At 70.3% G+C, this 13223-nt stretch carries 12 protein-coding genes; 6 read left to right on the top strand and 6 right to left on the bottom strand.

Annotation, left to right across the window (positions count from 1 at the left end):
* Positions 1 to 262 precede the first annotated feature (262 nt).
* The 3 genes from AC0T5L_RS03240 to AC0T5L_RS03230 form a co-directional block, all read right to left on the bottom strand.
* A complete protein-coding gene (locus AC0T5L_RS03240; protein ID WP_476163821.1) occupies positions 263 to 790 on the bottom strand; it encodes a DUF1062 domain-containing protein in 528 nt (175 codons plus the stop codon).
* A 242-nt stretch (positions 791 to 1032) separates the two neighbouring features.
* Positions 1033 to 2031: a neutral zinc metallopeptidase gene (locus tag AC0T5L_RS03235; RefSeq protein ID WP_476163820.1), complete on the bottom strand. Its 999-nt coding sequence runs from the start codon at positions 2029 to 2031 to the stop codon at positions 1033 to 1035.
* A 75-nt stretch (positions 2032 to 2106) separates the two neighbouring features.
* The gene (locus tag AC0T5L_RS03230; protein ID WP_476164091.1) at positions 2107 to 2997 is read right to left on the bottom strand and encodes a neutral zinc metallopeptidase; all 891 of its coding nucleotides are present in this window, start codon (positions 2995 to 2997) and stop codon (positions 2107 to 2109) included.
* A 153-nt stretch (positions 2998 to 3150) separates the two neighbouring features.
* Between AC0T5L_RS03230 and AC0T5L_RS03225 the strand changes: the two genes are divergently transcribed.
* The gene (locus tag AC0T5L_RS03225; protein ID WP_476163819.1) at positions 3151 to 4992 is read left to right on the top strand and encodes a DUF2207 family protein; all 1842 of its coding nucleotides are present in this window, start codon (positions 3151 to 3153) and stop codon (positions 4990 to 4992) included.
* Positions 4993 to 5019: 27 nt separating this feature from the next.
* Positions 5020 to 5445 carry a D-aminoacyl-tRNA deacylase gene (gene dtd, locus AC0T5L_RS03220; protein WP_476163818.1) on the top strand — a complete coding sequence of 142 codons (426 nt, stop codon included), beginning with the start codon at positions 5020 to 5022 and terminating at the stop codon, positions 5443 to 5445.
* 169 nt (positions 5446 to 5614) lie between these two features.
* On the opposite strand, the gene AC0T5L_RS03215 is transcribed toward dtd, so the two are convergent.
* The gene (locus AC0T5L_RS03215) at positions 5615 to 6310 is read right to left on the bottom strand and encodes a response regulator (protein WP_476163817.1); all 696 of its coding nucleotides are present in this window, start codon (positions 6308 to 6310) and stop codon (positions 5615 to 5617) included.
* The gene (locus AC0T5L_RS03210; RefSeq protein WP_476163816.1) at positions 6307 to 7500 is read right to left on the bottom strand and encodes a sensor histidine kinase; all 1194 of its coding nucleotides are present in this window, start codon (positions 7498 to 7500) and stop codon (positions 6307 to 6309) included. The genes AC0T5L_RS03215 and AC0T5L_RS03210 overlap by 4 nt, the downstream gene beginning before the upstream one ends.
* 124 nt (positions 7501 to 7624) lie before the next feature.
* Here AC0T5L_RS03210 and phoU point away from each other — a divergent pair, with 124 nt between their 5' ends.
* From phoU to ispF, 3 genes are all read left to right on the top strand, one after another.
* Entirely contained in the window at positions 7625 to 8287 is a 663-nt protein-coding gene (gene phoU / locus AC0T5L_RS03205) for a phosphate signaling complex protein PhoU (protein WP_476163815.1), read from the top strand.
* A gap of 344 nt (positions 8288 to 8631) precedes the next feature.
* Positions 8632 to 9114, top strand: coding sequence for a CarD family transcriptional regulator (locus AC0T5L_RS03200; RefSeq protein ID WP_476163814.1), 483 nt, complete (start codon positions 8632 to 8634; stop codon positions 9112 to 9114).
* 35 nt (positions 9115 to 9149) lie between these two features.
* Complete coding sequence (gene ispF / locus AC0T5L_RS03195; protein WP_476164090.1) at positions 9150 to 9620, top strand: 2-C-methyl-D-erythritol 2,4-cyclodiphosphate synthase; 471 nt, start codon at positions 9150 to 9152, stop codon at positions 9618 to 9620.
* A gap of 40 nt (positions 9621 to 9660) precedes the next feature.
* Here the strand turns inward: ispF and AC0T5L_RS03190 are convergent, their stop codons facing one another.
* Positions 9661 to 11439 carry a DUF2637 domain-containing protein gene (locus AC0T5L_RS03190; protein WP_476163813.1) on the bottom strand — a complete coding sequence of 593 codons (1779 nt, stop codon included), beginning with the start codon at positions 11437 to 11439 and terminating at the stop codon, positions 9661 to 9663.
* Positions 11440 to 11733: 294 nt separating this feature from the next.
* Between AC0T5L_RS03190 and cysS the strand changes: the two genes are divergently transcribed.
* Positions 11734 to 13134 carry a cysteine--tRNA ligase gene (gene cysS / locus AC0T5L_RS03185; RefSeq protein ID WP_476163812.1) on the top strand — a complete coding sequence of 467 codons (1401 nt, stop codon included), beginning with the start codon at positions 11734 to 11736 and terminating at the stop codon, positions 13132 to 13134.
* The last annotated feature ends 89 nt before the right edge of the window (positions 13135 to 13223 follow it).

Here is a 13223-nt window from a genome sequence, read left to right as displayed (position 1 = left end):
CTCAAGGGGTGCTTCCAGTACGCCTGGGGAGCGTTTCGGACACGGCTTCAGGCGTCCGTCGCTCACACCCCTCCTGGTCGGGGACGGAAAGGCCCGGGGTGAGCAGGCGATGAGCGGTCTCGGCGAGTGCGGCCATGCGCTCGGTCCCGGCCGCCTTCCGGATCCCCGCCCTCCGACGCGTGGCCGGCGGGCGGGGACGGGCGCCGTCACAGCAGGGGACCACCGTTCGGTCCGGAAGCGGTCCCCGGGCCCACGGGACCGGCTACACCAGGACGAAGGAGAAGTCCCGTTTCGTCCTGCGGTTCAGCGGGATGTCGGTCTTGGCTCGGCGAACGGCCTCGCCCCGGCTGACGCCCAGGCCCCGGGCGATGAGGCGTTCGGGGCGGACCGGCACGGGATCGTCGAAGGCGACCGCGACCCGGAGAGGCCACGGACTCTCGGGCACCGGAGGTGCGTGGAGTTCCCAGCACCCGTCCCAATCGAGCGCGAACCGGTTGCGCCGGGCGGTCGACGGGCCGAGGAGGGCGTCCGCGACGAGGGCGGGCGCGTTGGCCGTGTACCCGGCCAGAAGGCCGGCGGGCAGGGAGCGGACCGCGACGCGGTCGTGGACGGTGAGCTTGCCGGTCCGGTCACACGAAACACAGTTGACCAGGAGCCAGACGTCGAGGAGTTTACCGTTGGCGTTGACGCGGAACCTGCCGTCACCGGTGCTGGCGCGGCCGGAAGGGCAGTCCACGCACGGGAGGGTGATCAGGGGCAGGCGGGTGCGCCGTACCGCCCAGGGCAGCACGGTATGAGGGTGTGAAGACAACGCGATCTCTCTTAAGACCTGACGAAGAGCATGGGGAAGAGAGCCGACGGCGTGGTCGGCTACCGATGCGCAGGGAAGTGTCAGGTCTAAAGAGCGGGGGGCGTCATGCGCGCTGAATCCTCACGTTGGGGAGGCCCCAAGTTAGGGGATCACCGTCCGCCGGGTCCACCCGTTTTCGCGAACGCCGCCGGCGGGACGGCTCTGGTGCGCGCGGACGCCCCTCAGTGCACCTGGGACTCCTCCGGAACGTCCCAGGTGTTGCACGTCCCCGGGGCCTGCTCCTCCCAGCCCTTCCGGGTCCACCTGACACTGTTGTCCGCCGACCCGTGCGTGCGGTCCTCGTCAGGAGACCCCTCGCGGTCGGCGGTGGCCGCCGCGTCCGTCAGCAGGCTCTCCAGGTCGTCCTCGTCCAGCGGATAGCTCACCTGGACCGATCCCAGGAACGCCCCGGCCAGGCAGTTCGCCTGTAGCTCGCTGCGGCGCGTCCACGAGTTGCGCTCCAGCGCGTCCTCCTCCTGTTCGCGCTGCTCGTGGTAGTACTCCAGCAGCCCGGACTCCCCCTGCACATGGTGGCCGTACTCGTGGGCCAGCAGGGAGGCGTACACCACGCTGCGCGTGGCGCCGTTCCACTTCTCCACCACGTCCGAGGTGCCGATGTAGATACTCGTGCTCGCCCGGCAGTAGAACGCGCCCGCCCGTGAGGGATACGCGCGGCACGGGCTCACCCCCGACTCGCTCCAGAACACCCGGTCCGGAGGTGTGAAGGGGATCCCCGCGCGGGCGAACTGGGTCTGCCAGGCGTCGTCCAGGCAGTCCGCGACCGAGTTCAGGAACGCCTCCATCGACTCCGCGTCGTCCACGTCCAGTTCGGGCGCCGGGCACGGGCGCGGGCTCAGCCGTCCGGTCTCGTACAGCGGATTGGCGACCAGCGCGGTGTGCCCCGAGGGGCGCTCCTGCTGGTCGAGCCCCTCCGACAGTCCCGTCCGCCCCTCACCGTCGGTCCAGCCGGAGGGGCCCTGGCCGGGCTTCTCGTCGGAGGCGGACGCACCGGAACCGGTGCCGTCGGCGGCCCCGGGCCGCGGGCCCTCCTCCTCGACCGTGGTCCACGACAGCAGCGCCAGTGCCAGCAGCACCGCCACGAAGGCGGTCGCCAGAGCGAACGCCCGGCGGTTGGCACGGCGGGCCGCGGACACCGACGACTCACCGAACCTCGCGTACACCCCTGTCCGCCCGCCCTGTCGTCGCCGTCCACCGGGCCGCACGGGCCGGTCCCTGCCAATGCCCCCGCGGGCGCGTCACCGCACCAGCTCCTCGGGGGCGTTCCACGTGTTGCACGCCGCCGGGTCCACACGGTCCAGACCGTGCGCCGTCCACAAGCGACCGTTCTCCACCGAACCGTGGGTGTGCTCGCCTCCCCGGTCGGCACGGAGCCCGACGTCGTCGAGGATATTCTCCCGCTCGTACCCGCCGTGACCCAGTGATGTGCCCGAGGCACCCAGGAAAACCCCTCCCAAACAATTGGCCTGGAGTTCGTTTCGCCTGGTCAGCTCGTCGGACTGCTCCTGGTCCACGTCCGCGCGCGCACTGTGGAACTCGGCGAGTATGCGCGACTGCCCCTGCACGTGGTGCCCGTACTCGTGGCTGAGCAGGAACGTGTACGCCTCGGGCTTGTCACTGCCCGCCGAGGCCGCCACGATGTCCTCCACCCCCAGGTACAGGCCCTGGTTGGCCTGGCAGTAGAAGGCCGCGGTGCCCTCGGTGGGGAACGCTCCGCAGGGGCTGTGGCCGGCGGCGTACCAGTACACCCGGTTGGGGGAGGTGAACTCCATCCCCGCGGCCGCGAAATAGGAGCCCCACGCCCGGTCCAGGCAGTCGGCGATCTCGTGGACGAAGGCCTCCACCGACTCCGGCTCCCCCTGGTCCAGCTCGGGTGCGTCGCAGGTCACCTCGCCGAGCTCGCCGATTCGGTACAGCGGGTTGTCGCCGAGCAGGTCGCCCCGCCCGGTCCCGGCCAGCGACCGCTCCGATGACGTCTCGTCCATCGCGTTGTCCGCCTGGGCGCCCGGGACCGCCGCGGGGTGCGACCACGCGTTCGCCGACGGCAGCATCGCCGAGATCGAGAGGAAGCCGGTGAACCCCGCCGCGGCCAGGCCCGCACCCAGTGTGAGCGACACACCGAGGCCCATACGCTGGAAGAACCCGGGGTTTTCGGACCAGAAGTCCGGCCCCGGAGCTGGCCTGCGTCTCATCACGGTGACTCCTCACGGCGCCGGAGCACGGTGTCGGATGCCGTGCCCTGGAGGGGGGATACACCGGGGGACCGGATAGGCTCTCGCGTCATGTGGTGTGTCGGCTCCTGGCGCCCGGCCGTCGCGGTGGCGACGGCCGTTCTCGTGTTGTCCTCGTTGGCCGCCGGGATCGCCGTCGCGTGGCCGAGAGGGGAGGCCCGCGCCGCGACGGCGGCGGCACCGGACCCCACAGTACCGGGGAGCCCCACGGCCGCCTCCGGCACCCGTTCGGCTCCGGAGATCACCAACGACGTCCGGCTCGAACTCGACCGTGCGGGCATCCTCCACGGCGAGGAGACCATCGCTTTCTCCGGCGGCGCCCCGGAGGTCTTCACCAGGGCGCTCACCGAGACGATGCTGTACGACACCGACCACGACCGGGAGTTCGAGGTCACCGGGACCCAGGCCACCGACCTGGACGGAAACACACTCGACGTGGACGTGCGCAAGGAGAACGGAGCCCTGTTCGCCGACATCCCCACCGCGGGGACATCGGGAGTGGTACTCACCTACCGGGTGAGCGGAACCGTCAGCGAGGTCGCGCAGGGGGTACAGATGGAGTGGCGGGCGGTCGGCGCCTACAGTCACACCGTCCAGTCCACCAACGTCACCGTCACCGCACCGCTGCCCCCGGAGGCGCTCTCCTGCCTGGCGGGTGAGCCCCGTAGCGCCATGTACTGCACAGCCTCGGACATGGGGCCCGAAGCCGGGGTCGCGCACTTCTTCCAGGTCGACATGGACCCCGACGACCGGCTCGACATCGTCGTCAACTACCCCTCCGGGACCGCCGAGGGGGAGCCCATCCTCACCCGCCGCTGGTCGCTGACGTCCGCGTTCGCGGTCACCCCGGCCACCGCCAGCGTGTTCGGGCTCCTGCTGGCGGTACTGGTGGGCGGACTGATGGTACTGATCCGTGTCCGGGGCCGTGACGAGCGCGCGCTGCGCATGGAGGCCGCCGCCGGTGAGCACGCGCCGGTGGCCGAGGGCGAGCACGGGCGGCTGAGGTTCGCCCCGCCGGACGGCGTGCACCCGGGCCAGATCGGCACACTCGTCAACGAGACCGTGGACATCACCGACCTCACCGGCGCCGTGGTCGACCTGGCGGTCCGCGGCTACGTCCGCCTGGAGGAACTGCCGCACGAGAGCTTCACGTCCGTGGACTGGCGCCTGGTCCGCCTGGACGGCCCGCCGGAGGACACCCTCCTGTCCTACGAGTGGATGCTGCTGGACGCGCTGTTCGGAGGACGCCAGACGGTCCGGCTCTCCCAGGTGGGATCACCCCGCACGTCGCCCGACTTCCCGGCGCGCATCGACCGGGTGCGCGAGGAGCTCTACCGCGACATGGTGCGGATGAAGTGGTTCGCCCGCTCGCCCAACCAGGTGCGCACCCGCTGGAGCACGGTCGGCATGGCGGTGACGGTCGCGGGCGCCGTCCTGACCGGTGTTCTCGCGATGTTCACCAGTGCGGCCTTCACCGGTCTGGCCGTCATCATCGCGGGCGCCGCCGTCACGGCGGGGGCGCAGTACATGCCGGCCAAATCCGCCCTGGGCAGCTCGGTGTACGCGCACACCGTGGGCTTTCGCGACTACCTGCTGGGCCCGAGCGCGGCGAGCGCGCCCCCCGGCCAGCGAGTCGAGCTGTACTCGCGCTACCTGCCGTACGCGGTGATATTCGGCGACGTCGACCGCTGGGCGAACATCCTGGCCGCGGCCGCGCTCACCGACCTGACCCCCGAGGAGCTGACCGGGGACGGCCTGGCCTGGTACACGGGGCCCCAGGAATGGCGGATCGAGGACTTCGCCGACTCCATCAGCACGTTCGTGGTGACGTTGACCGGGATCATCACCAACGCCCGGCGGCTGCGGCTGCTCAACCAGTTCCAGCGGCGGTAGTACCGAAGGCAACACGAGGGAGGAACCATGCGCGCGGTCGTGCAGCGCGTGTCGCACGCGTCTGTGACGGTGGACGGCGAGGTGGTCGGGCAGGTCACGGAGCCCGGTCTGACGGCGCTGGTGGGGGTGACCCACACCGACACCGCCGCCGAGGCGGCCAGGATCGCCAGGAAGCTGTGGACGCTGCGGATCCTGGAGGACGAGCGTTCGTGCTCCGACATCGGCGCGCCGCTGCTCGTGGTCAGTCAGTTCACGCTCTACGGCGACGCGCGCAAGGGCCGCCGCCCCACCTGGCAGGCCGCCGCACCCGGATCCGTCGCCGAGCCGCTCGTGGAGGCGGTCGTCAAGGAGCTGCGTGAGTTGGGCGCCGAGGTCGCCACGGGGGTGTTCGGCGCGAAGATGTCGGTCTCCCTCACCAACGAGGGGCCGTTCACCGTCATCCTGGAGGCCTGACCCGGACCGCCGAGAAGCGCGGGTCCGTGCCTGGCCGCCGATGACGCGGGAAACCGGGGACCGGTGACGGTTCCGCCGGCGTGCGTCCCGGGCGATGGCCCGCACCACGGCCCGGGACACGGGAAGAGCAGGGGGAGAGGGAAGTCCCGGAGAAGAGTTCCCGTGCCCCTCAGACGTCGGCGGTCACCGGCTCGAACTTGTAGCCCAGACCGCGCACGGTCACGATGTACCTCGGGTTGCCGGGGTCCTCCTCTATCTTCGCGCGTAGCCGCTTGACGTGTACGTCGAGGGTCTTGGTGTCACCGACGTAGTCGGCGCCCCACACGCGGTCGATGAGCTGCATCCGGGTGAGCACCCGCCCGGCGTTGCGCAGGAGCACCTCCAGCAGCTCGAACTCCTTCAGGGGAAGCTGCACGCTGTCGCCGCGCACCGTCACCACGTGCCGCTCCACGTCCATGCGGACGGGGCCGGCCTCCAGGGCGGCGGGCAGCACGACCTCGTCCTCGCCCCGACGACGCAGCACCGCTCGGATGCGGGCCACCAACTCGCGGGAGGAGAAGGGCTTGGTCACGTAGTCGTCGGCGCCCAGTTCCAGACCGACGACCTTGTCGATCTCGGCGTCCTTGGCGGTCAGCATGATCACGGGGACGTTGGACTTCTGCCGCAGGGTCCGGCACACCTCGGTGCCTGAGAGCCCGGGCAGCATCAGGTCCAGCAGCACCAGGTCGGCCCCGGTACGGTCGAAGGTCTCCAGCGCCACGGTCCCGGTGGGCGCCACGGCGACTTCGAAGCCCTCCTTGCGCAGCATGTACGACAGGGCGTCGCTGTAGGATTCCTCGTCCTCGACAACGAGTACACGCGTCACTGTGCCGCCTCCTGACGGTCGGTGTTCCGGGCGGCCTCGGGCCCCCGGCTCTCGGGTCTGGGCAGACGCAGAGTGAACGTCGACCCCGACCCCTCCTTGCTCCACACGGTCACTTCTCCACGGTGGTGGGTCATGATGTGCTTGACGATCGCCAGGCCCAGACCGGTACCTCCGGTGGCCCGGCTCCGAGCGGCGTCCACACGGTAGAACCGCTCGAAGATTCTTTCCAGGTCCTGCTGCGGGATCCCGATGCCCTGGTCGGCGACGCTGATGTCCACACTGGACCTGGACACACCGACCGAGACGACGACCCGGGTGTTCTTGGGGCTGTAGGCCACGGCGTTGGCGACCAGGTTGCGCAGGGCCGTGCCCAGCAGCCCCTCGTCGCCCAGGACCGTGACGCCCTCGGCGCCGCTGCCGACCAGATCGATCCCCTTGGCGTCCGCGGGCATCCGCACCGAGTCGAGCGCCTCCTCCACGACGGGGCCGAGGTCGACCCGGGTGGGCGCGGCCATCGGCTCGGCGCCCTGGATTCGGGAGAGCGTGATGAGGTCCTGGATGACGGCGGTCAGCCGGGAGGCCTCCGTCTGCATGCGCTCGGTGAAGCGACGCACCGCTTCCGGGTCGTCACTGGCGTCCTGTACGGTTTCCGCCAACAGGGCCAAAGCGCCCACCGGGGTTTTCAGCTCGTGCGAGATGTTGGCGACGAAGTCGCGGCGTACCGCCTCCAGGCGGCGGTGCTCGGTCTGGTCCTCGGCCAGGACCAGGACCAGCCCGGTTCCGCCCAGGGGGGCCACCCGCACGGCGAAGGACGTGGCGTCGGGGCCGAACTTGCGTACGGCCACCTCGATGTCAGTCTCCCGGATGACGCCGTCCCGCCGCACCTGCCGGGCCAGGGCCAGGAGCTCGCTTATCACCAGCTCCTCGCCCCGGACGATGCCGAAGGCGCGTGCGGCGGACGAGGCGCGCAGGACCCTGTCGGCGGAGTCCAGGACGACGGCGGAGGAGGAAAGTGCGGACAGCACCTCGGCGATACCGGGTGGGAGGGTGCTGCCGTCCCTGCGTTCCGGTGGCGGCGCCTGCCGTGTAGCGGCGCCCGTACGGAAGAAGGGACCGGCGAGGACGCCTATTACGACGCCCGTGACGAGTCCGATGATGCCGGTTACCGCGGCGAGAAGTTCCCCTTGCACCCTTCGATCGTAAACGTGTGGACGGGATCTTTACCCGGTCAGGGCATGCGACACAACCGAGGTTCTTCCATCGTTCATCAACTCTTGGCCGATCCTTCAAACAACCACTGGGAGCATTGACGCCATGCGCGACACTTACCACGACGATCTGGACAGTCTGAGCGAACGCCTCGTGGAGATGACGCGGCTCGCCCGGCACGCCGTCGCCCGCGCGACCACGGCGCTGCTGGACAGTGACCTGAACGCGGCCCAGGAGGTCATCTCCGGTGATGAGGAGATCAACCGCCTCGACCAGGATATCGAGGACACCGCCTTCAGTCTGATGGCGCGGCAGCAGCCGGTCGCCTCGGACCTTCGGACCATCATCACCTCGCTGTACATGCGCGGCGACCTGGAGCGGATGGGCGACCACGCCGTTCACCTGGCCAAGATCGCGAGGCGGCGGTACCCGGACTCGGCGATCCCCAAGCCGGTCAGGTCGATCGTTCTGGAGATGGGGCACCAGGCGGAGCTGCTGGTGACGAAGGCCGGCGAGGTCATCACCGGGCGCGACCCGGACACCGCGCTGGAGCTGGACAAGGACGACGACACGATGGACCGGCTGCGCCGCAAGCTGCTGCAACGCATTCTCGCTCCCGGGTGGGGGTACGGCGTGGAGGCCACCATGGACGTCACCCTGGTCGGACGGTTCTATGAACGCTTCGGTGACCACGCGGTGCACGTCGCCGACAACCTCGTCTACATGGTGACGGGGGAGAAGCGGGAGGATTACGACCCGGAGGGATGACCCCGGCTTGTGTGCCCCCTTCCGGCGCCGGTCCGGCCGGGGTCGGCGACCGTTGCCGCGACGGTGGTGCCGTAAGCGACGCGGTATCGTGAGATCCGTCGCTCCGATGTCCTCGCGCGGGCCCCGGCGGTCCCACCAGAACCCCTTGTGAAGGGTCGGCCGTGGCGTCACCCGAAGGGGCGCAAGCCCTTCCGTACATGGCCTGACCAGGCACGCTGCTGGCCTCGGGTATACTTTGTCAAGCCCTAAAAAGTGTGGCCTGACCTGCGTGTTCGCAAACCTAATAGGTACGTTAAGTCACGGATTCGTGGTATCCTTGTGGTAGCGGAAGGGGTACCTGTCACATGGCTTTCAAGGTCGGCGACACTGTTGTCTACCCCCATCATGGGGCTGCTCGTATTGAAGCGATCGAGACTCGCACCATTAAGGGCGAGGACAGAACCTACCTCGTTCTGAGGGTCGACAAGGGCGATCTGACGGTGCGCGTGCCTGCCGCGAACGCCGAAGAGGTCGGCGTTCGCGACGTGGTGGGGCAGGAGGGCCTGGACAAGGTCTTCGAGGTGCTTCGCGCACCGCACACCGAAGAGCCCACCAACTGGTCCAGGCGCTACAAGGCCAACCTGGAGAAGTTGGCGTCGGGCGACGTCAACAAGGTCGCCGAAGTGGTCCGAGACCTCTGGAGGCGGGACAAGGAGCGGGGGCTGTCCGCAGGTGAGAAGCGGATGCTCGCCAAAGCGCGGCAGATTCTCGTCAGCGAACTCGCACTCGCGGAAAAGACCAACGAGGACAAGGCTGAGGCCCTCCTCGACGAGGTTCTTACGAACTGATACCCGGTCTCGGAATCACGTAATTCATGACGAAAATGCCTCGGGTGGGCGTCGGAACCGACGTCCACCCGTTCTCTTCTGGGCGCACACTTTTCCTCGCTGGTTTGGAATGGCCGGGCGAAGAGGGCGTCAGCGGCCATTCTGACGGCGATGTCGCCGCCCACGCCGCGTGCGACGCGCTGTTGTCCGCGTGCGGACTGGGAGACCTGGGAACCAACTTCGGCACCTCGGAGCCAAGGTGGAAGGGCGCCTCGGGCGCCGCCCTGCTGACCGAGACCGCCGTGCGCGTACGCGCGGCCGGCTTCGAGATCGGCAACGTGGCCGTCCAGATCATCAGCAACCGCCCCAAATTCGCCCCGAGGCGCGCGGAGGCCGAGAAGACGCTCTCAGAGGTCGTGGGAGCGCCGGTGAGCGTGTCGGCGACCACGACCGACGGCCTGGGCCTCACCGGCCGCGGAGAGGGTATCGCGGCCGTCGCGACGGCCCTGTGCGCTCCCGCGGACTGACCGCGCGTACGCTTCCCGGGCTGTGAGCGGCCCCGCCGGGTCACTCGTCGGGGCGGAGCGGTTCGCTGCGCACGCGTCGCGACGGCGGACCCGACACGAAGTTCACCATCGGCGGTCTGGGCGGCTTGAGCATCATGGGGCGCTTCTCCAGTGGCGGCCGCGGCCCGAGCCGCTCCGGCCGATGGCTCCGGTCGGGTGCGGCCCCGGGGTCCCGCTCGCTCCCCGCGTCAGCGGCGGAGGGGAGTTCCTCCGCCTCGGGCAGGGGGGCGGAACCGGGGCCGTGCTCCGGGTCCCCCGCCTCCGTGGGCTCCCCCTGGGGCTCGGCCCCCTCCGCGAACGACGAGCGGTCCTCCGGCGGTGTCCACACCGGCGGCACGTAGTCCGACAGAACACCGGCACCCGCGTCGGAGTCGTCCTCGGGCGGCTCCCAGAGCGCCGTGTCCGGTATCCCGGCCTCACCCGGCTCCGTCGATGCCTCGGACGACGCGCCGTACCCCGGCACGGCCTCGGGTCCGTCCTCGGTCACCGCGGTCGGAAGGGGCCCCGGTTCCTCGGTCCCCATGGGCTCCTCGGGTCCTTCGATCTCCTCCGCCCTCTCGGGTCCCCCCGCCAGCACGTGCCCGGGCCCCGGCTCCGGCGAGGACACCGGTCCGGGCTCCGGTTCGGGCTCCGGCCCGGTTCCGAGCTCTGGTTCGGGCGGGGGCTTCGACGCGGTGGCGGCCACGGGGGCCTCGGCCTCGTCCGAGGCCGGGTCGCCGGGAGGCGGCTCATGCACGAAACCCTCATCGGTGAGGGTTTCCGGTACCGCCGCGACCGGCTCCGGCCCGGCATCAGTGGGCGCGGCGGCACCGGGCACCACCGGGGTCTGCTCGACGGCTCGCCTGATCGGGTTGTGCCCGGTCCGGGAGCGCCGGGGCAGGGGCGGGGTCGGTCCCGGCGGCACCGAGGCGCCCCCGTCGGCCTTCGGCCGTGCCGCCGCACCGGTCCCGGGAGCGTCCCCGAAGGGCAGTCGGGGCGGCGGTTCGGCGGCGACGGCCTCGTCGTCCCACCGGTCCCTCTCCCAATCCCAGTCCCGGTCGGCCGCGTTCTCGTCCTTCCCACGGTGGGCGGTCGGCGCGGACGCCGCCGTATCGCCCCCGTCGGGGCCGTCCTCGCCGCCGTCCCGGTCGCGGTCGTCGGATCCCAGGCGCAGCAGCCGGGTGCTGAGATCCTCACCGCCGTCCCCGTCCCCGTCCCCGTCCCCGGTCGGGGACACGGACTCCTCGGCCGGGGGGACCACGGAACGGGCACGCAGCACCGTGGTGGGGTCGTCCGCCGGGCGCGGCCGCGCGACCGGTACGCGGCGGCGCCTGCGCATGTGCGCGCGCAGGGCGAGCCACAGCAGGAACGCCACCAGCAGCCCCGCGAGCGGCGCCACCGCCACGATCACGTTGGCCACCCCCTGGTGGACCCGCTCGATGAGCTGGAGGTTGCTCATCAGCATCGCCGCGAACGCGAACAGGATCAGAAGCGGGATCATCACCAGGTCGACCCAGAACCGCTCACGCGGGTGCGCGCCGCGCAGGAGGTAGCTCACCCAGCACGCCATGATCAGCAGCAGCGTGTAGGCCACCGGGAACACGTGGGCGAGGAGGCTGTCCTCGTGCCCGCCGTACTCGGCGAACCGGAAGATGCCGTTGTAGGAGACGACGAGGGCGCACAGGGCGATGAGGCCGACGAACAGGGCGCCACCGACGGGAGCACCGGCTCCCGCACCGCGACCTGCCGCGGGCCGACCGTTCCGTGTCCCTGACTCGGGGGCGTTGTTGTAAGGGGCCATCGCTTTCGCAGCGTAGCCGAGGCGATGCCACGAACACGAGATTCCGGACGATTACGGCCGCTTCCAGACGAGCTGCCCTGAAGGCGTTCTGCGTCGTTCTGTTGGGATATGCAGGGGGTAGTGACTCGGCGATCGACGGGGACGGGCTTTGGAACAGGCCCGTCTCGCCTCCCACTCGCCTGAATACGGCTAATCACATATATGCACTTGGGGATGTCCGCGAAGGCTTCCGCCCAGGATGGCGTTCCTGGTTTGTGACTCCCGCGTCAGGGGAAAGCGGATACGCTTGACAACGTGAGTCTGCGCTTCTATGACACCAGTGCCCGACAGGTCCGCGAGTTCGTCCCGCTACGTGAGGGGGCCGCCTCCCTGTACCTGTGTGGTGCCACGGTGCAGGCACCCCCGCACATCGGACACATCCGGTCCGGAGTGAACTTCGACATCCTGCGCCGTTGGCTGACACACCTGGGATACGACGTCACCTTCTGCCGCAACGTCACCGACATCGATGACAAGATCATCAGGGTGGCGGCGGACGAGGGCGTGCCCTGGTGGCATGTCAGCGAGCGCAACCAGCGCGCCTTCACCTACGCCTACGAGATCCTGGGCTGCCTGCCGCCCACCGTCGAGCCGCGGGCCACCGGGCACGTGCCCGAGATGATCGACCTCATACACCGCCTCATCGACGCGGGCCACGCCTACGCCGCCGGTGACGGCTCCGGCGACGTCTACTTCGACGTGTGCTCCTACCCGCCCTACGGTGATCTGTCCAACCAGCGCCCCGACCAGGTCGTGGAGTCGGCTGACGCCGACCCGGGCCGGGTCAAGCGCGATCCCCGCGACTTCGCCCTCTGGAAGGGCGCCAAACCGGGGGAGCCCAGTTGGGACACCCCGTGGGGACGCGGCCGCCCCGGCTGGCACCTGGAGTGCTCGGCGATGTCCACCAAGTACCTGGGTCCCAGTTTCGACATCCACGGCGGCGGTCTGGACCTGGTCTTCCCGCACCACGAGAACGAGCTCGCCCAGTCCCGCGCCGCAGGCGACGGCTTCGCCCAGTACTGGCTGCACAACGGGCTGCTCGTCGTCGGCGGCGAGAAGATGAGCAAGTCGCTGGGCAACTCCCTGCTCATCCCGCAGATGGTGCGCAAGGTCCGTCCCGTCGAGCTGCGCTACTACCTCGGCCAGGTGCACTACCGCTCCGTCATCGACTACTCCGACGCGGCACTCCAGGAGGCGGCCACCGCCTACCAGCGCATCGAGGGCTTCCTCACCAGGGCCGTCGAGGTGCTGGGCGAGGTCAACCCCGCCGCCGACGTGCCCGCCGGGTTCGCGTCCGCGCTCAACGACGACCTCGGGGTCTCCCAGGCCCTCGCCGTCGTGCACGGGCACGTCCGCGAGGGCAACACGGCGCTGGCCGCCGGCGGCAAGGAGCAGGTCGCCGAGATCGCCGGTGAGCTGCGTACCATGCTCGGCGTCCTTGGCCTGGACCCGCTCGGCGAGCAGTGGGCCGGCGGCGACCAGGGGCTGCGCGAGGTCGTGGACGCCCTGGTCGCGGTCGCCCTTGAGCAGCGCCAGGCGGCACGGGGACGCAAGGACTACGCGGCGGCCGACGCGATCCGCGACCAGCTCGCCGAGGCGGGCATCGTGGTCGAGGACACCCCGCAGGGCCCCCGCTGGGACCTGCGCCGCGGCTGAGGCGACGCGCGTGGTGGTGCGGCGGCGCTAGGCTGGGAGTTTGCCACCGTGTTCGCACCGGTCGGCGATATTCCACCAGCCGGATGCCC

This window comes from Nocardiopsis sp. TRM 82005 (assembly GCF_056312425.1).
The sequence above is the reverse complement of the archived record's forward strand: the minus strand, read 5'-3'. Positions and strand labels throughout refer to the sequence as shown.